The sequence below is a fragment of the Paenibacillus sp. J22FR5 genome, assembly GCF_059691975.1.
This window is the reverse complement of sequence record NZ_JCAUAN010000005.1, coordinates 43,358-63,330: the sequence shown is the minus strand read 5'-3', so window position 1 is coordinate 63,330 and position 19,973 is coordinate 43,358. Positions and strand designations below refer to the sequence as shown.

The window sequence follows — 19,973 nt, the reverse complement described above, 5'->3', positions numbered from 1 at the left end:
CCTCCCGCTCTGCCATCACTATTTTTTATTTTTGTCCATAATCTTCTGGGATTCCGCTTTCAAAGTTGCATAAGCCTGCTGAGGCGTTACTTTGTTGTACAAAATTTGCTGCTCCAGATCGATCATGAGCTTATCAATTTCCGTCGCACCAGCAGGAGCTTGCGGATCCATTGGGGAGCTGGCTTTCGCTACTTTATCGATGTAAGCGGAGACGATCTTCTGCTCTGGCGTGAATCCATCTTTAATCCCTTCTCTAACCTTTCCGGCGACCGGCATTCCGCGTTCAGCATTAAGGACTTTATTCGCTTCAACGCTATTAACAAAATAACTGATAAACTTCGCTGCTTCTTCCTGATTCGTCGAATTGGCGAAAATACCGAAATGCATGCCAGGACGAAGATCCATCCCTTTCGTTGCGTTTGGCCCTGGTAGAGGTATTAACTTCAGTTCTTTGCCAGCCGCTTTCGAGATACTAGGGAATTGATTCGTATAGACAGTGTTGATCGCTGACTTCTTCTTCGTCAACATGGATTCTTCAGGCGATTTTATCGAAAGGATGACGTCAACAGGCGGAATCAAACCGTCCTTCATCCAATTTTTCTTCATCGTGTAGAAGTCGACATATGTCTTCTCATCAATTCCGATGCCTGTTTTGTCTACGAACATAACCTGCCCAAACTGTCTCGCATAGTAAGACAAGGTGAAATTCTCGGTCAACACATCATCTGCACCATAAGCGCCGGTTACCGCTTTTAGCTTAACTAGGTCTTTCCCAAGATCCTCCCAAGTGGCATAGCCGTTTTCTGGGATCGTGAGTCCTGCCTTCTGGTAGGCTTCGGGGTCGACCACCATTCCTTTGGCGTTCACCCCAAGCGGTATACCGTACAACTTGCCGTTAATTTTCCCGCTAGCCATTGCACTTTCGCTAATATCGCCCGTATCGATCAATTTTTTGGCTACGAGATCGTCAAGTGGAGCAATCAAATTTTTATCCATAAATTGCTGTGCGTCCCCCGCTCCAACGTAGAACGAAAAGACATCTGGCATATTGTTGGTCGCAGCCTGTAAAGTAAGCTTTTGATAATAGCCATCAAATGCTTGAAATTCTGGTTGAAACGTAATGTTCGGATGATCTTTCTTGTACATATCCAACACTTTGTTTGTCGCATCGTGTCTCGGCTGATTCCCCCACCAATAAACACGCAAGGTTGCATCCTTTGCTTTTGGTGCAGAAGTTGATGCAGGTGTTGCGCTAGGTACCGCAGATGAACTGCTTTCTTTCGTTCCCGTAGAACATCCAGCTAGCGCCATAGCGACTACCACGCTCGCCGTCATGGGTACTATCCATTTCTTTTTCATATATTAACCCCTCCTGTATGTTTTCTTCGACTGAGAAACGCCTAACTCCAGGGCCCTGTGAGCTTAATCGTCTTACTACCATAGTACTTTCCATCCGGTTTACCAACAATGAAATAACTCGAGAACTTACGGGTAAAAAGTCTACTTCCCTGTTTGTTTTAGTAGAAAGAAGATCGCCTACCTATTCGCCAAGATGGCAGGATAGGAGGCGATCTTGCTTAGCCTTAAAAGAAAGAGCTAGTCGTGAACTATTGATACACTTTTACGTTATCAAAATCCGCTGCACCGGGTACATTCTCGGTATAAAACTGTACCTTTGCAATATTCGATGCTGCAACAGTGAATGGCTGCTGGCTCAATCTCTTAATCCCATTAATATAGAGATCAAAGGTATCTGTGCTTGTATTGGCTTCGAGCTCTAGCTTATAGAAAGTCTTGGCTGTATAGGTCTGTAACGTAATCCAAGTACCGCTGGCGTTTTTAAAGACAATATTGCCGGTACCATCAAAAGCCAATCTAATTACAGCATTTCCCAAGCTGTCATATATATAAGGCGCACCAAACCATTCTGTTATCGTATCTTTCCGCACTCTGGTCTCCAGCTTTACAATACCGCTAAGTGGTGTGAACGATTTTTCGGCATAGGACTTCCCAGTCGTGGTAGCCGTCCGATTGATTCGAAGACTTTTATCCAATAGACCAGGTTTCTCTGTAATATTAACGGTTCCTCCGGTAGTACCGGTCGTCGTCCATCCCGAAGGCGCACTTCCCGTGGTTTGGCTGTTGTAATCATCGTTAATGGCATAAGTTGTACTCAGAGCAGGAATGGAAGTGGTCGCCATCACCCTTACCGTCTCATACGCATTCATATTGACGATTGCATCACTTCCGCTGCTAGTAAAAGATTTGCTCCCCGTCGACACCCAATTGTTGCTGGCATCAAAAGACCCCGTAGTCATGGTAATCGTACCATAGGAAAGCAGACCCTTCAGCGTAAATGTAGAGGCTGTTTTACTCGCGATCGCAATGGATTTATCACTTTCCTCTACAGCGATTCCGACACCTTTATTACTGGTGTTGTAGTTGACATCGAGACTGCGTATTTTCATTGTGATAGTAGCCGCAGCATCCCCATGCTCGTTAAAGAACTTGAGCTTGGTGCCACCAGCACCATCCGGCATTTTGGTTGCCAAATCATACCCAAGTGTGCTTAGCCAGAGGTTCGTACTTTTAATGCCGGCAATGTTCGTATTGTTGGCTACCGGAACATTACCCGCACCATTGTTATACATATCGTTGCCATCGTTTGCCATCATATTATAAAGATTATAGATGGCTCCTCCTGCAATCGTCGCAATATCCAGGTAGTCTGACGTGGAGCGTGAGGCGGAAGTTTCCATAATCATGGGAAGATTTTTTCCGTAGCTATAAGGGACATATTCTGACTCATTCCAAAGTCCCTGCCCATAACGGAAGCCTTCATCGGTATCTCCGATATAGGGGTCATAACCTACAAAATCAACATTGGTGGTACCCCCACTAGCCTTCGTTTCCTCGTTCCTGTAAACAAAGTTGAACTGCTCACTATGAAAATTGATTCGAGTCCATACCGGATAGTTGGACTGTTTCACAGCGGCACCCAGATTTTGGGCCCACTGCCAGTAAGAATCCCATTCGAATCTGGTAGCTGATGTAAATCCACCTGCAGTATAGGCCGCTTCGCTATACGGAGAGTGTGAGCGGTCATTACCAATTTCATTCGTTGGTTCATTACTGATATCGCATCCAATTACTGTTTTCTTATCACCATGCGTACTGTTATAGACGGCAATATGATCAAACATATTTTTCAAGGCCGTATACTCCAGACTCCTCAGGTTGGGGTCGTCTTTGGACATACGGAAAGTATACAAAGCCTCATCTGTTAAGCTTGTGATGCCCGTTGCTTTGCCGATTAGTACGTTGCCCGTAACCGTCTGCATCTTTTCGTAATTTCTGATCACGTAGTACGGTACTCTGTGATCGTTCGTCTGTTTTGTGGTATCCGTCCCAAACCATAGCAAATCCATTTTTAGATTTGCCGCTTCTGCCCAACCGATGACCTTGTCAACCCAGGAATAGTCCCACACATTCGCTCTGGAAATGACAAGCTTTGGCGAAAATGTCGTTCCCGATGCCCCATCCATTGTAACGCCAATGTTATTGATCGTATCTGTACTTAAGATGAAACTCGCTTTCTTCCCGTCCCCAAATGCATGATTTTTGATAAAATCCGTCACATCAAAGTCATACGCTGCTACCTGATTCACAGGGTCGTAAGAAGGCGTTACGCCTAAATCAAAATAATCGACACCCAAGGTCCCGTTCAGATTGTAACCACTATGGTTAGGTGCACCCGTATTCCAAGTCATTGTGGAAGCATTCCATGTGTCGTTAGCAATGCCATAGAGATGTAGATTAGCGGTTCCGCTATCCATATTATTGACATAGATTCTTATTTTTGCAGCATCGGCAGATGTACCAGAAATACTAGAAAAATCAAATTTCATGTAAGTTAACGCTTGATTGCTAGCATCTGTCGAATCATACTTGGCCTTCATGGAACTGCTGGACGAGAAATTCGTATTGGCATTGCTGCCGCCGGAGATATAGGTCGTTTCAGTTGTCGGGAAAATCTGGTCCGGCTGAATCATCGACCAAAGTATCTGAGAGTTTACAGCAGTAAAGCCATTGTCTGCGGCCAATTGGTATACGTTTTGTAACTGAGCATCGGTGTAATGAAACCTTTGCGCGATTTTATCGTCCCTAATCTGGATGCCATTAAAGAAAAAGGGATTTCCATTAACCTTCATGACCGTTTTGTCATAGGTGGACATTGAGCTGTCTATGGTGGAAATCGGTGTTGCCCCATTCACCTGCGCAGGAATTGACAACAAGGTTGTTTGCAGAATCACCACGCCTAGAATCAACCCTATTTTTTTACGAATACGGTTAAACATTATTTTTGCCTCCCATCGTTTTGGCCTAGCAAGGATAAGTCTCTTTAGTAGCAGACACATCGGCAAATGAATGCTATCCCGGGCCCTTGGGATTAAATGCCAACCGACCTGCTACATCCGAAGCGTACCATTGTAAAACACAGGGAACAATGCAATAACTCGATGACCTCTATACAAAAATTCTACTTCCTCCACTTGTCCGACAACTACGTTCGCATACCTTCATCAAAATTCCGTTTGTACTCAGATGGCGTGAACCCCGTATATTTTTTAAACACTTTGCTGAAATATTGCGTGTCTTCTCTGAAGCCGGTTAATTTGGATATTTCGTATACTTTTAAATCAACCGATTGCTCAATCAAACGGATCGCCTGCTCCATTCTGCGTTCCAGGACATATTGCGAAAACTTAACCCCGGTCTCTTTGGAAAATAATCGTCCCAAATAGTCCACATTCATATAAAGAAGTTCTTTCCCGATCCAAGTTAATGATAGCTCGGGGTTGCTTAGATGCTCATCAACAATTCGTACTACGGACGAGATCATCTTGTTCTGACTGGTAGACGATTCTTGATAATTGGATAAGGCCACTTCTTCCGATATCGAACGCAGGAACTCAAAAGCCGCATGCAGTGTATCTAATTCTTGAAATTTGACGACTTGGAACATCTTTTCTGACGAAGGTGGTTGCTGTCCTTGGCGTATAACCATCATGTACAATTCCATACAATGCGATTTGACCTCGTTGATCTCCATCCGATGATGCTCAAAAATGTCGAAGAGAGTCTGGAATTGATGGGACAGATCCTGCATATCTCCTGCTTTAACGGATGCAGCGATGTCTTCGAAGAGCACTTTAAAATCGACTTGCCAAGCTGCCTTTGTGCTCACCTGGACATCATCACGGGTGAGAATACAGCCTTCTGTAAAATAGAAACGATAGCGCAGGACGTCATTTACTTCTTTATACATACTCCGAATATCCTTGAAGCCTCCGACTCCGCTGACACCCATAAAAAGTTCCATCCGGTAAAAGGACTTATAGATATCCCGGACTTCATTTAAAATCTGAGTTAGCTCCCGAAATTCCATGCCTTGCACGAGTAGCAGTACACTTTCTTCAACAACTGTGCTTAGATAAAGCTTCTCTGAAGTAAACAAATCTTCGGCAATGTTTTTCAAAGCGAACTTCCCTAAGTAACCGCAGTTCTCACCAAACTGAACAGAAACAAGCTGAAACGACTGAACATGGATTTGAAACATCGCCATAAACTCTTCAAAATCACGTTGATTATAGGTGCCTGTTAGCGCAATATCCCTTAGGAACTGTTCCTTCACATGAGGCAGCACCCGATTAAAATTGCTATTCAACTTCGTGAAGAACTCGCGTTCCCTACTCATACTAGCGATTTCCTGTTTAATTTCGTTCAAAACCTCGATAATTTGAAGCTCATTACATGGCTTAAGCAGGTAATGCTTGATGCCGTAACGCATGGCTTCGCTCATATACTCGTACTCGTCATAGCCAGAAAGGACGACAACTACGATATCGCTTCTTTTTTCTTTGATCTTCCCAATGAGTTCAAGACCATTCATAACAGGCATTTTGATGTCTGTAATCACGATATCCGGCATCTCTTTATCCACCAAATCCAACGCTTCGAACCCGTTCTTAGCTGCTCCGATTAATTGAAGTTCGTGTTGATCCCATTCGACTAAACTCGCTATACTGTCTCTAGATAACTTCTCGTCGTCTACTAATAGAACCTTATACATCTGCCACACTCTCCTTCGGAAGCAAAATCGTAACCTTGGTGGCCTTCCCCGCCATACTATCGAATTGAAGACCCGCCAATTCCCCGAACATGAGGCGCAAGCGCTCGTGAATATTTTTGAGCCCAATACCCGTCCCCTTCGAAGGAATTTCGAATTTCCTCACTTGTTCTAGCATTGTCTCGTCCATACCCGGACCGTTATCCTTGACAGATATTTCGATCCATTCATCTGATTCAACAACAGCGACCACGATCGTGCAGACTCCAAGCATATTTTCCAAGCCGTGCTTAATCGCATTCTCTACAATCGGTTGTATTGACATTTTCGGAATTCGGTACATATTGAATCTCTCATCGATATCGAGAACAAATTGCAGTTCACTCTCGAATCTCACCTTTTGAATACTCATATAATCTTGAAGCAGTCCAATCTCCTCACCGACGGTAATGACTTGCACATTATTGCTGATTGCGTTCCGTAGCAGTCTGCTCAGAGCTTCCACCATACTGGAAATGGCCGCTTGTCCGCTTATCCTTGCCATCCAATTGATCGATGTCAGTGTGTTGTACAAGAAATGCGGGTTAATTTGCGCTTGTAAAGCCCTGTATTCCGTATCCTTCAACAACATTTGCCGGGTATAGTTCTCTTCGATCAGAGTATCAATTCTTCGAATCATAATGAAAAACCGTTTCTGCAAATAACCGACTTCATCAGAGCGGTCAAACTCAGGAGAATGGGTAACAATCAATCCGAAATCCCCTTTCTCCGCATACCTCATCTGCTGAGTCAAGAGTTCAATTGGTTTCGTGATCCCTCTTGCAAAGCGGTAGCTAATCGCGATTACTGTCATGAATAAGAGAAGTACGACCACAAGAAGGGCAAAGCGCAAATCATTTTTCTTCTTAAAAATATCGTTATAAGATAAGACGCTGTAATAGGTCCATCCTGTTTCTCGAGAAGTCGTATAAGCGACAAACGAGCTCAATCCATCAATCTTTTGTATGGTATATCCTTGTTTGGAGTCAATCATAGCCACGCCTGGCTGAAAGCCCCCATGCGGTGTATAAATCGGTTGGTTACCTTTCCAGATGTAAAGCAATCCGCTATCTTTGGTGACGGTTTGATGCTGCTGCACAACAGAGTCCAAATTTACTTGAAAAATAAGCGTACCCAGCGGCTCCAACAAATCCGCTCCTGTCGAACGTATCTCTCTGGCGGCCAGCAGATAAGGATGCGCGGCGGCATCGGGCTCAAGCCACACATTACCTCCCTTGGCTTGCCTCGCTTTGATAATAACCTCCTCCTTCTTGCTTTCCTCCGGTATCTGAGCACTCTGACCAACCAACAGACTATAACCGGAATCATTTATAAAGTGGATGGATGAAATATGTTTGTCAGTCAGCATATAGACAAAAATTTTATTTTTGAAATCCGTTAACGTCTGTGCACGGTCATATTCGTTGGTCATTCCCTTTACTTTGGAAAGTTGTTCTTGAATCCGCGTATCTGTTGCGATCGTCAGTGACAGCTTTTCAATATTGCTAATTTCGTTCTCGATATCACCGATCGAATTATTGATGGTTTGAGCGGATTGTGCATATAGCATTTCATCATAGGCATGAAAGATGTACTGCAAACAGGAAATGACAACTAGGCAAAAAAATACGATCAACAGCATCATGACGACCATCAGCTTATGTTTGATCTTCATATCCCTGAAGGATATGCGACGAAATCTGTCAGTAAACAAGGTGTCAACTCCTTCAAGGAATAGTAAGAAGAGACACTGACCGCATCATCGTCAGTGTCTCTTCTTAGATTATCTCATTCTGAATCGTATTCCCATAGAAAAATTCGTGCTTTGATATGTACTTTTCAGACTTGCTTAAGATAAGTTCCGTGTTCGCTGAATGATTATAGCAACGTATAAAGCGATTCGTAGCTAGCCGACGCATAGGTAAGCCGCTGATCTAACTCTGGCCGGATCACAATCTGTTTGTACCCAGGCTGTTCTGGATCCGTATAAATTCCTGTAATATGCCTATACATCCAGTCTCCGATTGCTCCGTAAGCATAATGATTGAACGAATTCATATCCGCACTCCAGAAAGAGCCGTCTACCTTGATACCGTCCCAGTGCTCCCAGATTGTCGTAGCTTCCGGTCGTCAGGTGCTTTTTATTCTTACGAATAAGCCCTGCTAGCATTTCGACTGTTCGCGGTACATCCCTCTCGTCCAATAAATCAAACGCAAGCGCTAGAATTTGCGCAGTTTGTGTTGGCACTGCTACACGGCCGTTCGGAGTGACATATTCGTCACGGAAATACGCCACAATGGTTCGGTATAGCTGCGCATAAACCTCTGCATCTTCAATCTTGCCGAGTACCCTCACCGTTTTAATCAGAATAGAAGTTGAGTACGCGTAAAAAGCAGTGGCCGCCAAATCCTCCGGTGTCGTCAGTGTATACTGCCCTGCTGCACACCCAAGGCCAACCAGTCACCTAGCTGCTGGACTTGCCCCCACCCTCTTCCTTCTTCCCCATGACAACGGATATGTTCCACCCCCAGGTAAAAGTACCGCGAAACCAGCCCTCCCCTAAAACGAACCCAATCGCGTTTGCTCCTTCTAAAATACTATCCGTCACATCGTAGGTTGGTCAAAAACAAAAAAGATAGATAAATCAACGTATTGATTCATCTATCTCCTATATTTAGTCTCAAACATGTACCCATATTTGTCTCATTTATCAACCAAATCAGTCTCAACTATAACCATTACTCATAAACTATGAGGCTTAACGAAACCCCTACCGATATGCGCGCATCGCCTTTCGCAGTTCCTTCAGACTCGGCCGCTTGCCATACATAAGCACGCCGGTGCGGTAGATTTTCGCCGCTAGCCAAGCCATGGCGCCGATGGACAATAACTGAATGGCAATCGAGATTGCGATTTGCCATATAGGCGGACTGCTCATCCCGATGCGTAGGAACATAATGAGCGGTGAGAAAAAGGGCACAAAGGACATCGTGACCACGAACGGTGCGTTCGGATGACTAAGTCCGAAGACCGCGATCATGAAAGCAGCTACTATGACGAAGGTAATCGGCATAATGGCTTGTCCGACATCTTCCGTCCGACTAACAAGTGAGCCGACTGCTGCGAAGATCGTTGCATAGATGAAGAAGCCAAGCAGGTAGAAAATTAAGAAATATATTAGGAGCGATAACTCCAGATCACTCCAACTTAAGTTCAGATCTGCAAGCATAGAAGAGCTGCCACTCAAACTTAAATTGACGGCACCGACGGCAATCAATAGCGCGATTTGAGATAACGCGAGCAAGCAAATTCCAATAATTTTTCCAAACATCTGCTTAAGTGGGGAAACGCTTGTAATGAGTAGCTCCATCACCCGCGTGCTTTTCTCCGCTGTAATTTCGGTCGCTACTAGGTTACCAAAGCCAATAACTCCCATATAGAGCAAGAATAACATCACATACACGAGCGCGTAAGACAGCACCATCTGTGACTCTGTTTTACCTGCCGCTCCTTGATCCGAGGTCGATATTTGTACGGTTTCTAGCGAAACGGGGGTTTGAATATCGGTTTTCAAGGCATCCGGTAAGCCAGCTCCTTGCAAAACAATGTCCGTTTTGATGAGCTGAAGCGTCGTTTGAAGCTTGCTTTTCAGAGAAAACTCCATGGTTCCCGTGGATTTATACACCATTTTTGGAAAACCACCTTGCTTGCTATCTGTAAATTCCAAGAAACCTTTAATCTTCTTATCGGCAATTTGCTGCTTACCTAGAGCTTCATTTCCTTCGGCGCTGCCCTCGTCTGACAGAGGAACAATGAGAATCTCAGAATTCGGTTGGTTATTGTAAAAGGCAGTCAGTTTACCAGCAAGTTCAGCTTGCTTCGTACCGAATACCCCGATCTTCGTAGGCTCATCCGATGATAGTTTACTTATAATGGCTGGAAGATGGATCATGACAGATAATAGAATGATTAATATCAGACTCATAATTCGAAAAGATTTCATACGGAAGCGAGACATATAAGTAAATTTGATAACGGTAACTATCCTATTCATGGCTGTTTCCCACCTTCTGGATAAATATTTCATTCAAGGTTGGCTCCATGATTTGAAACCGCTGCACAGCGGACCGCTCCATCGCAAACTGAAGAATTCGCTGAGCTGCTTCCGGGTTGGCGATACGAATCTCATAGCCATTAAGTCCTGTATTCACCGAGGTTACACCGGGAAGCTGCTCTAAACCATCTAAAGCTGTTTCCGTCTCAAGATTGATTCTCTCTTTGGGAAACGTCGCTTTAATGTCCTTCAAGCTGCCTTGAAGAATGGTGTTCGAGCGATGCAAAATGCAAATGTTCTCACAGAGTTCCTCCACATGATCCATCCGATGGCTGGAAAATAAAATCGTTTTCCCCTCATCTCGCAAGCTTTTCACGGTTCTCTTCAATAGCTCTACATTCACCGGATCCAGCCCGCTGAAGGCTTCATCCAGAATTAGGATCTCCGGATTATGAATCACCGCGGCGATGAATTGGATCTTCTGCTGATTACCTTTGGATAGTTCCTCAACCTTACGGTTGTAATAATCAGGAACCTCAAACCGTTCTAACCACATCTTCAAGCTTCGATCTGCTTCACTTCGTTTCATCCCACGCAGCTCAGCTAGATATACAATCTGTTCACTTATCTTCACTTTGGGGTATAAGCCGCGCTCCTCAGGTAAATACCCCATTAGGCTTCGCAACTCTTCCCGATAACCCTGTCCGTTCCACAATATGCTGCCTTGATCTGGATATATAAGCCCCAAGACCATTCTCATCGTTGTCGTTTTGCCAGCCCCATTTGCGCCTAGTAAGCCATAAATTTCGCCTTGCTTCACACGCAGTTGAATCCGATTCACGGCCGTTTTATCTCCGTACTGCTTCGACACATGTTCAACAACTAAAGGATATGTCATCCACTGATCCTGCCTTCCGTCACGAAGTTACTTACGCTCACTATTTTACATGAAATTGGAAAATAAATGAATTCATCACTGTTAAAAAAATAGCCCCGAATGATGTGTTTTCACATGTCATTCGGGGCTATTCTATCTTTTACAAACCGAAAATCGCATCAATGACTGGCTTCGTTGTGCCGCCTGGATACATGACGTACAACAATATGTACACCAAAACGCCTGTAGGCGCTGTTAGCAGCCACACAATCGCGGCAACTTTACCGATTTTCTTATGTTTAAGAAATTTCTTTTTGTATGCGAACCACAGCGTGATGAGACCGAGTACACCGCCCACCGTTGCCAAGGTGATATGGAAGAACAAGAACAAATGATAAGGCAGCTTTAAGCTCTCTGGCCCACCGAATGCCGTGTTCCCTTCAAATAAGGTACGGGACATGTAGATGATAAAAAAGGCCAATGCGAAAATTGCGCCAAGTACCATCAGCTTCTCATGCGTATCTCGGTTCCCTTTCACAATATGATACCATCCGAACCCAACAAAAATGGCACTAATCACGATAAACATCGTAGAAATCGTAGGCAAAATGTGCATCTTTCTATTCCTTTCTCTAAGCGCGATTCCAGTTCCCGCCTTGATTATTCATGCTTTCTTGAGATGGAAGTGGATCCAATTCGTCTTCGTCTTTGCGCTCTCTTCGGTACCACCGGAAGAAAATATAAGCTAATGTGGAGGCATATATGATCTCTTGCAATATTTTCATGATCACACCACCGAGCTGTTGATCATCCAAAGGTGATAAATGAGCAAAAGGTACCGTGACGTTGGTATACATATCATAAATAATCGAATCCGCAAAAATGATCAGCGCACAAGCTGGTGTCAGTAAGATTCCGTTCCCGAAAATATACGCCATCTTCTTCAAATCATTCAAGCTATTTAGTTCAGGAATTGGAGAGAATACCGGGAACCACATGAAGAACGCTGTGAACAGAAGCACGGTATGATAAGCAAATAGCCATACATCATTCACCATCAAGTAATCCATAATAAAAGGCATATGGTAAATGGAGAAGAGCATATTGAACATGAACAACGCAATTAGAGGCCGAGTAAAAAATGAAAAAAGGCTACGAAATACGATGTTTTTCATGCCTACACGTAGTAACCATCCTGGCGTTCCTAACCAAATCAGGATAGGCACAATTAAGTAGAGAATCGTTTGTGACAGCATGTGCATACTGAACAAATAGTGATGTCCAATATAGTTAATTGGGCTTCCTTGCCCGACGTAGAATAATACAAGCCCTGCGTAAAAGGAAAACTGCTGTGAGATCGAAATTGGCTCTGATTTCGCGGAGCTCCCGTTCCCATTCACAACAAATCGACCATAGCTATATCCGATCACGACGACGACCAACAGTAAAACAGGACTCCACAAATCGAAAAATCCACCAATCTGACTCATACCTGCATCTATTCTCCTTTCAATCTGGCTCTTGATAATAACTCTGTTTGAGAAAACCTCTATCAAAACCTCTCAAAAATGAGCGACCGAGTTTAGAGGCAAGTTTTATCGCCAAATAGAAAGAAGTTTTCGGGAACCGAAAACTTATACTTTCTATTGTGGTAAAAAAAGAGGAGGCACTTTGTCTAGACAAAGTTGCCTCTTCTTACTTTTTTACCACCAAACCCAATATACAGCTGTGATCACGCCGGTAAGAGCAACGAATGCTCCTGCCCCGATAAAGATTAGTGGGAACAAATGCCCTCTCTCTTTGGCATGCATCCAGAAAAGCAACTGAACGAGAGCCTGCACAATCCCAAGGGATACGATGAAAATCAAGATAAACGAACGATCCAAATCTCCGTAAAGTACGACAGCGAATGCCAACATCGTGAGCAGAATCGAGATAATGTAAGTCAAATAGTGATTTACTGGTGAATCATGCTTAACTCGCTTGCTAGGTGCGTGTGTATCATGAGAATTGCTGCTCATTTAGTGACCCACCTTCCCCATCAGATAGACAACTGTGAAGATAAATACCCAGACTAAGTCGATGAAATGCCAGTACAGGGAAGCTACATAGAACTTAGGTGCTGTAACAACTGTAAGACCTTTCTTAAGTCCTTGCATAATCAACAGCGTAATCCAACAAACACCGAATGCAACGTGAGCTCCGTGGAATCCAACCAACGTATAGAACGAGGTTGAGAATGCACTAGTTGTAAATTTATGTCCCTCATGAACATATTCAACAAACTCATAAATCTCCATTCCTAAGAACGAAAGACCGAACAGTACAGTTACTGCTAACCAAGATAACAGTTGACCTAATTTTTGACGGTGCATCGCAATAATCGCGAATACACTTGTTAAGCTACTTGTTAGGAGGATGAAGGTTGACCAACCAACCGTTTTGAGTTTGAAAAGTTCATCGGCTGTAGGGCCATCCGGAACAGAGTTCCGAAGGGCAATGTAGGTAGCGAATAAGCAACCGAACAATACAACCTCAGCGCCTAGGAAAAGCCAAAAACCAAGAACCTTATTTTTCCCTTCGAGGGTAGCCGTTTCCGGATTAGCAGGCAGTGCGCCCGTATGATGAGTACTCATGCCTTTACCCCCTTATCATCTTCAAGCTCTTCTGGTTCAATATGCCAACCGTGGTCGTCAAATACGGAACGACAGAACATGGCAATGAATGTAACGATGATACCCGCAGCTGCTACATAGTAGTTTCTGTACATAAATCCGAAACCAGCGATGAACAAACCAACAGACATCACAAGCGGTAAGATCGAAGCCGAAGGCATATGGATCGAACCAATTGGTTCAGCTGGCGTCATTTGTTTGTTACCAGCCATTTTTTCTTTCCAGAAAGCATCTAAACCGCGAACAAGCGGCGTTTGTTTGAAGTTATACTCAGGTGCAGGTGATGGAATTGTCCACTCCAATGAACGGCCATCCCACGGATCTGCAGGAGCTGTAATTGGTTTTCTTGCTGTAGCGATGATGTTGATGATGAACACCAACGTACCAATACCCATGAAGAACGCACCAACTGTTGAAACTAAGTTACCTACTTCGAGATCATACCCTGGTTGATACGTAAAGACGCGTCTTGGCATCCCCATTAGACCCAAGAAATGCTGCGGGAAGAATGTCAAATGGAAGCCGATGAAGAACAACCAGAAATGCAATTTACCTAAGCCTTCACTTAGCATACGACCAAACATTTTCGGCCACCAGTAGTAAAGACCTGCGAACAACCCAAGAACTAGACCACCAACGATAACGTAGTGGAAATGCGCGACTACGAAATACGTATCATGATACTGGAAGTCAGCCGCTGGAATCGCAAGCATAACTCCTGTTGTTCCACCCATTACGAATGTTGGAATGAACGCTGTTGCAAAAATATTCGCTGTTGTGAAACGGATTTGACCACCCCACAGTGTGAACAACCAGTTGAAGATTTTCACACCGGTTGGAACAGCAATCGCCATCGTAGCAATCGCGAAGATCGAGTTCGCTACTGGGCCTAGACCTGCTGTAAACATATGGTGAACCCAAACCATGAAACCTAAGAAACCAATTAGCACTGTTGCAAATACCATGGAGCTGTATCCGAACAGACGTTTTTTCGAAAAAGTAGAAACGATCTCAGAAATAATACCGAATGCTGGAAGAATCAAAATGTAAACTTCGGGATGCCCGAAAATCCAGAATAGATGCTCCCATAGTACGTTGTTACCGCCACGGGCTGCATCGAAGAATGCACCGCCGAAGACACGGTCAAACATAAGTTCAACCAAAGCAACCGTAATCGCAGGGAAAGCAAGAACGATCAGACCTGAAGTTACAAAAGCAGACCATGTAAACATAGGCATACGCATGTATGTAAGACCAGGAGCACGCATGTTGATAATCGTTACGAGGAAGTTAATCCCCCCGATTAGTGTACCAATACCTGCAATTTGCAGACCAAGTACGTAGAAGTCCGTACCTTGCAAATTGTTCTGCAGGGTTTGACCCCAGCCTGAATCGGTGATCGAGGATAATGGTGCGTATCCCGTCCAACCTGCATCAGGTGCGCCGCCCAAGAACCAACTTGTGTTCATGAGCACGCCGCCGGCGAAGAACAACCAGAAGCCGAGTGAGTTAACGAAAGGGAAAGCTACGTCCCTTGCACCAATTTGAAGTGGAACGATGGCATTCATGAAAGCGAAGATAACCGGCATAGCCGCAAAGAAAATCATCGTTGTTCCGTGCATCGTTGTTAATTGGTTAAATGAATCTCCGACGAAAATGTGTTGATCAGGAAAAGCAAGTTGAATCCGGATCAAGATCGCTTCAAGTCCTCCTACGAGGAAGAAGAAGCCGCCCGCTAGTAAATACAAGATACCGATTTTCTTATGATCGACGGTTGTAAGCCAATCCATAAGCCCGGTGTGTCTTTTTACTGGATGAGAGTGAGCCAACGTATGAACCTCCTTTACATGAAGAGTTTATTTCAAAGTTTGTAAGTACGTAACGATATTTTTAATTTGATTGTCATCTAATTTACCGCCAGCTGCTTGACCAAATGCCGGCATTTTGTTACCCGGTTTAAGGTCTTGAGGATTATGTATCCACAATGCCAAGTTCTCAGGCGTGTGCTCTAAGATGCCCGCAAGTGTGTCGCGATCTGCAAATCCTTTAAGGTTAGGTGCAACCCCTGGTCCAGCTGCATTAACAGCATGACAAGACATACAGTTTTCTTTGAAAAGCTCTTCACCCTTTTGTGCAGTTGCCGGCACAGTAGATGGTGCTTTCATTTTTGCAACCCATGCATTAAAGTCAGCTTCGGACTTCGATGCTACGGTGAAGTTCATTAAGGCATGTGAAGCTCCGCAAAGCTCTGTACATCTACCTTGGAACGTTGCAATTTCATCTGCTTGCAAATAAAGCGTATTCCGGATACCCGGGTTCGTATCGACTTTACCACCTAGAGACGGTACCCAGAAAGCATGGGATACATCGGCAGAAACGACATCAAATGCAATGATTTTATCCTTAGGAATCACAAGCTGTTGTGCTGTTGCGATGCCAAGGTCTGGATATTCAAACTGCCACCAGAACTGATGTGCAGTGACTTTAACATGGATAGCATCTTTGTCCTTGTTGTAATTCGTCGAATGCTTGAACGTGTAGGACACTGTAGGTACCGCAAGTACTAACAGCAAGAGAATTGGGATTACTGTCCAGATAATCTCCAAAACATGACTTCCTTCGACTTGCTTCGGCACGCTATCGTCGCCTTTACGTTTGCGAAAGCGAATTAAAACGTACACATAAATCGCAAATACGACAATTACGACAAAAATCATGATAAAGAGACTTAATTTCATTAAATAAAGCTGCTCCGTCGCCACAGGACCCTTAGGTACTAAAGCAGATAAGGTTGGGTCTCCACACCCGGTTAGCATGAGCGTCATCACCGCTAAAAGGGGTAGCAGACGCCAGAACTTTTTCAATTGACTCATTGTATCAACCCCACTTTTAAAACAATATTTTTACCACGAAGGCCATGCCCATGTCAATTCACTTTAATAACTATAAATTCGTGAAAACTTTTTGTCAATCGCTGTAGGAGAGTTCACAAATTGTTCTTAAACAGCGACTGTAGCGATATATTTCCCTTCATGGTTATTTCCATACACCCACCTCTTTATGCATAAAAGCCTTTATTTGTGAACACGAATAATTCGACAGAAACATCTCATCCTATAGACATTACAATGCATATAGGAGGTCTGTTAATTATGTTCAGGAAGTTAGGTTTTCCGATTTATGGGATCATATTCCTCCTGCTCACATTATCCGCATGTGGCACAAGCGGCAAGGAGTACAGAGGCAATCAAAATAACTCCACTAGCTCGAATTTTGGCGCTCCTGTCGAAAAAGCAGATGAGAAAGATCGTGCCTATCAAGTCCAACAACTTTCTGGTCCTGTCACGCACAACAACACCAAGCTGGAGTACAGTCAATATCTCTCGGATCAATTGAATACCATGGATGGGGTAAATACAGCCTTAGTCATGATTACAAATCAAAATGCTTATATCGCATTAATGATGGATAGCAGTGCCGTTGGTACGAAGGGTGTGACCAAAGAAACGAATAATCAAGGAACGAACAAGGGGTTCTACAACGATGATAATCCCTATGATGACTCTTTACCGTCTAACGATTTGAATAAAGGTTACAATAGTTACGAAACTTCCGTGCATCATGATTTACTTTCCCATCGTTTTAAACAAGCAATAGCTGAGAAGCTTCGCGTACTTAAACCAGACCTAATGGATGTGTACATTTCAGCAAACCGGGATTTCCTTAATAAAATGAATAACTATGCACAGGAAAGCTGGAAAGGTCATTCCCTCATGCCGTTGTTAACAGACTTCAATCAAACGGTCACACGTGTGTTTGGGACGGCTCAAGTATTACCGCAGCACTAGTACGATTGGGGCTGCCTCCTATGAGGATTCATCCTTTCAAATAGGACGTTCATGCACGCTATTGGAGCACAACCAACATGTATAACTTCTATTAATAAAGTAGTTTATTTCTGCTTGGGGGTCGGCTCCTGTTTTCATTTGTCTTTCATTCCTGTACAATGAGGGAATCGTCTTTACTAAGAAGGAAAAAGGGAGCTGGCCAATTACCCATGTCAAATGGATTTGCCTCATTAGGTATCAGAGAAAATTTAGTTCAAGTTTTGCAAAATCAAGGTGTCGTCGAACCGACCCCAATTCAACAGGAAGCGATTCCTGTTCTATTGAAAGGTTCCGATGTTATCGCACAAGCGCAAACAGGTACAGGTAAAACCCTTGCCTTTGTACTTCCTATATTAGAAACCATTGATGTAGAAAGCTCAGATGTTCAGGCACTCATTCTAACGCCTACACGTGAGTTAGCTATTCAAATCAGCAATGAGCTGAAAACCCTTGTTCCAGTAACAGGCGCAAAGGTTTTAGCTGCATATGGCGGGCAAGATGTAGAAAAACAGCTTAGAAAGCTTCAAGGTAACATACATATAGTAGTAGGAACACCGGGAAGACTGCTTGATCATCTTCGTCGTGGTTCTATCAATTTCTATAAATTGAAAATACTCGTATTAGATGAAGCAGATCAAATGCTGCACATGGGCTTCCTGCATGAAGTCAAGGATATCATTGCCCAAACGTCACCATACCGTCAAACACTGCTATTCTCTGCTACAATGCCCGAACAGGTTATCAATCTGTCCAAGGCTTATATGAAGCAAGCAAAAGAAATCAAAATTCAAAGTAAACAAGTCACTTTGACTGAAATTCAACAGGTACTTGTTCCTACGTCTGATCGTGATAAACAAGATGCTTTAATCGCAGCAATCAAACAATATAAGCCTTATCTTGCGATGATTTTTTGCCGGACCAAAGCCAAAGCGATTGCACTCAATGAAGTCCTACAGGAAATTGGTTTAATGTCCGATGAGCTGCACGGGGACTTGTCTCAAGCTAAGCGTGAGCAAGTTATGAAACGTTTCAGAGAAGGTCGTATCGAACTCTTGGTCGCTACTGATATCGCAGCGCGTGGTTTAGATGTTGAAGGAGTAACTCATATTTTCAATTATGATGTACCCCAGGATGCTGAAAGCTATATTCATCGGATTGGTAGAACGGGCCGTGCTGGAGAGTCCGGTGTTGCTGTGACGTTCGCTACGCAAAGAGATATGCCAACGATTGAGCTCATTGAAAAAGGGATCAAAATGTCATTGCGCAACCCTGATGGACAACAAAGACGTGTTCGTTCTACAACGGAAGAATACGCCCCACAAGATGGCAGAGGGTCACAAGTACGTAAAGGCGCTGCTGGCGCATCACGCGGTGGCAGACGTAATGAACGCGGCGGTGCTCCTGAACAACGCACCGGTGGCCGTGCTGGAAGACCAGGCGCGCGTGAATTGCGCGGCGATCGTTCGAATATGCAATATGGAGAGCGTAATTCAGGATTTGGTTCCAAAGGGGACAAATTCGGTACGCGCGGTGGTTCAGGCGGCTCAACTGGGGCTAAAAGATCAGGTGAAAGACCTGCTAAAGTGAATTCGGAACGTAATCCGAATACATGGGGTCGCGCAGCAGTAGTCCATGAAGCATCAGCAACGAATTCCGCTCCAGCACGTGGTACGAACATGGGCGCTGCGAAAGCACGCGTAACGGGTTCGTATAGTGGTGGCGGCGAGGGCACAGAGCGCAAGCGCTCGGCTCCACATGGCGATAAGTCTTATTCGCCATATAACAAGTACGCCGGCGCAGGGCGCGAAGATGCGGCTAGCGCATCTCGTACACTTCGCGGCGGTAAAGGCCGTGGCGAAGGAGGAGCACGCGGTGGCGCTGCACCTCGCAGTGAGGGCTTCGCTCGCTCTGGTGGCGCTCCTCGCGGTGAGGGCTTCGGCGCTCGCTCTGGCGGCGCTCCTCGCGGTGAGGGCTTCGGCGCTCGCTCTAGCAGTGCGCCTCGCGGACGCAATGATGAGCGTGGTGCGCGCAGCACAGCTCCTCGTGGCGACAGCTTCGGGGCACGTAGTGGTGCACCTCGCGGGGACAGACCAAGCGGCCCACGCGGTGGGCAAGGCGGCGGTCGTGGAAGCGCGCCTAGAGGTTCTCGCGGCGGTGGCGGCAAACGCTAGAAACATGAAGCGATTTCATGCAAGACTTTACCGATGAAGCCTTACGATGTAAACTATAACTATGGTTAATTAAGATCCTACATTTCAAAAATCGTTTCAACCCGTGCTCGCACGTAGGATTTACCCCCCATCCAATCGA

16 protein-coding genes and 1 pseudogene are annotated in these 19,973 nt (G+C 44.6%); 2 read left to right on the top strand and 15 right to left on the bottom strand.

The annotated features are described in order from the left end of the window. Window positions 1-18 precede the first annotated feature (18 nt). The 15 genes and pseudogenes from AC58P7_RS09665 to coxB form a co-directional block, all read right to left on the bottom strand. The gene (locus AC58P7_RS09665; protein WP_497342182.1) at window positions 19-1,359 is read right to left on the bottom strand and encodes an ABC transporter substrate-binding protein; all 1,341 of its coding nucleotides are present in this window, start codon (window positions 1,357-1,359) and stop codon (window positions 19-21) included. A 248-nt stretch (window positions 1,360-1,607) separates the two neighbouring features. Next, window positions 1,608-4,358 carry a CBM96 family carbohydrate-binding protein gene (locus tag AC58P7_RS09660; RefSeq protein WP_497342180.1) on the bottom strand — a complete coding sequence of 917 codons (2,751 nt, stop codon included), beginning with the start codon at window positions 4,356-4,358 and terminating at the stop codon, window positions 1,608-1,610. Between the two features lie 206 nt (window positions 4,359-4,564). Further along, on the bottom strand, window positions 4,565-6,133 hold the full coding sequence (locus tag AC58P7_RS09655; RefSeq protein WP_497342178.1) for a response regulator: 1,569 nt from the start codon (window positions 6,131-6,133) through the stop codon (window positions 4,565-4,567). Beyond that, window positions 6,126-7,844, bottom strand: coding sequence for a cache domain-containing sensor histidine kinase (locus AC58P7_RS09650; RefSeq protein WP_497342176.1), 1,719 nt, complete (start codon window positions 7,842-7,844; stop codon window positions 6,126-6,128). The genes AC58P7_RS09655 and AC58P7_RS09650 overlap by 8 nt, the downstream gene beginning before the upstream one ends. A 203-nt stretch (window positions 7,845-8,047) precedes the next feature. Next, window positions 8,048-8,182, bottom strand: a complete 135-nt coding sequence (locus AC58P7_RS09645; RefSeq protein WP_497342561.1) for an alpha-L-rhamnosidase C-terminal domain-containing protein — start codon at window positions 8,180-8,182, stop codon at window positions 8,048-8,050. A 54-nt stretch (window positions 8,183-8,236) separates the two neighbouring features. Continuing rightward, window positions 8,237-8,576: pseudogene (locus AC58P7_RS09640) on the bottom strand (alpha-L-rhamnosidase-related protein); the annotation flags it as partial. A 58-nt stretch (window positions 8,577-8,634) separates the two neighbouring features. Beyond that, on the bottom strand, window positions 8,635-8,778 hold the full coding sequence (locus AC58P7_RS09635; RefSeq protein WP_497342174.1) for a hypothetical protein: 144 nt from the start codon (window positions 8,776-8,778) through the stop codon (window positions 8,635-8,637). Between the two features lie 162 nt (window positions 8,779-8,940). Further along, a complete protein-coding gene (locus tag AC58P7_RS09630) occupies window positions 8,941-10,224 on the bottom strand; it encodes an ABC transporter permease (RefSeq protein WP_497342172.1) in 1,284 nt (427 codons plus the stop codon). Continuing rightward, window positions 10,217-11,122: an ABC transporter ATP-binding protein gene (locus AC58P7_RS09625; protein ID WP_497342170.1), complete on the bottom strand. Its 906-nt coding sequence runs from the start codon at window positions 11,120-11,122 to the stop codon at window positions 10,217-10,219. The genes AC58P7_RS09630 and AC58P7_RS09625 overlap by 8 nt, the downstream gene beginning before the upstream one ends. 139 nt (window positions 11,123-11,261) lie before the next feature. Next, a complete protein-coding gene (locus tag AC58P7_RS09620) occupies window positions 11,262-11,717 on the bottom strand; it encodes a DUF420 domain-containing protein (protein WP_497342168.1) in 456 nt (151 codons plus the stop codon). 16 nt (window positions 11,718-11,733) lie between these two features. After that, window positions 11,734-12,591 carry a cytochrome c oxidase assembly protein gene (locus AC58P7_RS09615; RefSeq protein ID WP_497342166.1) on the bottom strand — a complete coding sequence of 286 codons (858 nt, stop codon included), beginning with the start codon at window positions 12,589-12,591 and terminating at the stop codon, window positions 11,734-11,736. A 213-nt stretch (window positions 12,592-12,804) separates the two neighbouring features. Further along, window positions 12,805-13,122 (bottom strand): cytochrome C oxidase subunit IV family protein, encoded by a 318-nt coding sequence (locus AC58P7_RS09610; RefSeq protein ID WP_497342164.1) that lies wholly within the window; start codon window positions 13,120-13,122, stop codon window positions 12,805-12,807. Further along, a complete protein-coding gene (locus AC58P7_RS09605; RefSeq protein WP_497342162.1) occupies window positions 13,123-13,737 on the bottom strand; it encodes a cytochrome (ubi)quinol oxidase subunit III in 615 nt (204 codons plus the stop codon). It abuts the gene before it with no gap. Then, a complete protein-coding gene (gene ctaD, locus AC58P7_RS09600) occupies window positions 13,734-15,605 on the bottom strand; it encodes a cytochrome c oxidase subunit I (RefSeq protein ID WP_497342160.1) in 1,872 nt (623 codons plus the stop codon). Before ctaD ends, AC58P7_RS09605 begins: the two co-directional genes overlap by 4 nt. A 27-nt stretch (window positions 15,606-15,632) precedes the next feature. Continuing rightward, window positions 15,633-16,649 (bottom strand): cytochrome c oxidase subunit II, encoded by a 1,017-nt coding sequence (coxB, locus tag AC58P7_RS09595; protein WP_497342158.1) that lies wholly within the window; start codon window positions 16,647-16,649, stop codon window positions 15,633-15,635. 279 nt (window positions 16,650-16,928) lie between these two features. Between coxB and AC58P7_RS09590 the strand changes: the two genes are divergently transcribed. Continuing rightward, a complete protein-coding gene (locus AC58P7_RS09590; RefSeq protein WP_497342156.1) occupies window positions 16,929-17,624 on the top strand; it encodes a YhcN/YlaJ family sporulation lipoprotein in 696 nt (231 codons plus the stop codon). A 209-nt stretch (window positions 17,625-17,833) separates the two neighbouring features. After that, entirely contained in the window at window positions 17,834-19,834 is a 2,001-nt protein-coding gene (locus AC58P7_RS09585; RefSeq protein ID WP_497342154.1) for a DEAD/DEAH box helicase, read from the top strand. Window positions 19,835-19,973 lie beyond the last annotated feature (139 nt).

Excerpts from the sequence above, each read along its gene's own strand:
- AC58P7_RS09665 (WP_497342182.1), bottom strand. The coding sequence starts at position 1,359 with ATGAAAAAGAAATGGATAGTACCCATGACGGCGAGCGTGGTAGTCGCT.
- AC58P7_RS09660 (WP_497342180.1), bottom strand. The coding sequence starts at position 4,358 with ATGTTTAACCGTATTCGTAAAAAAATAGGGTTGATTCTAGGCGTGGTG.
- AC58P7_RS09655 (WP_497342178.1), bottom strand. The coding sequence starts at position 6,133 with ATGTATAAGGTTCTATTAGTAGACGACGAGAAGTTATCTAGAGACAGT.
- AC58P7_RS09650 (WP_497342176.1), bottom strand. The coding sequence starts at position 7,844 with ATGAAGATCAAACATAAGCTGATGGTCGTCATGATGCTGTTGATCGTA.
- AC58P7_RS09645 (WP_497342561.1), bottom strand. The coding sequence starts at position 8,182 with ATGTATAGGCATATTACAGGAATTTATACGGATCCAGAACAGCCTGGG.
- AC58P7_RS09630 (WP_497342172.1), bottom strand. The coding sequence starts at position 10,224 with ATGAATAGGATAGTTACCGTTATCAAATTTACTTATATGTCTCGCTTC.
- AC58P7_RS09625 (WP_497342170.1), bottom strand. The coding sequence starts at position 11,122 with ATGACATATCCTTTAGTTGTTGAACATGTGTCGAAGCAGTACGGAGAT.
- AC58P7_RS09620 (WP_497342168.1), bottom strand. The coding sequence starts at position 11,717 with ATGCACATTTTGCCTACGATTTCTACGATGTTTATCGTGATTAGTGCC.
- AC58P7_RS09615 (WP_497342166.1), bottom strand. The coding sequence starts at position 12,591 with ATGAGTCAGATTGGTGGATTTTTCGATTTGTGGAGTCCTGTTTTACTG.
- AC58P7_RS09610 (WP_497342164.1), bottom strand. The coding sequence starts at position 13,122 with ATGAGCAGCAATTCTCATGATACACACGCACCTAGCAAGCGAGTTAAG.
- AC58P7_RS09605 (WP_497342162.1), bottom strand. The coding sequence starts at position 13,737 with ATGAGTACTCATCATACGGGCGCACTGCCTGCTAATCCGGAAACGGCT.
- coxB (WP_497342158.1), bottom strand. The coding sequence starts at position 16,649 with ATGAGTCAATTGAAAAAGTTCTGGCGTCTGCTACCCCTTTTAGCGGTG.
- AC58P7_RS09590 (WP_497342156.1), top strand. The coding sequence starts at position 16,929 with ATGTTCAGGAAGTTAGGTTTTCCGATTTATGGGATCATATTCCTCCTG.
- AC58P7_RS09585 (WP_497342154.1), top strand. The coding sequence starts at position 17,834 with ATGTCAAATGGATTTGCCTCATTAGGTATCAGAGAAAATTTAGTTCAA.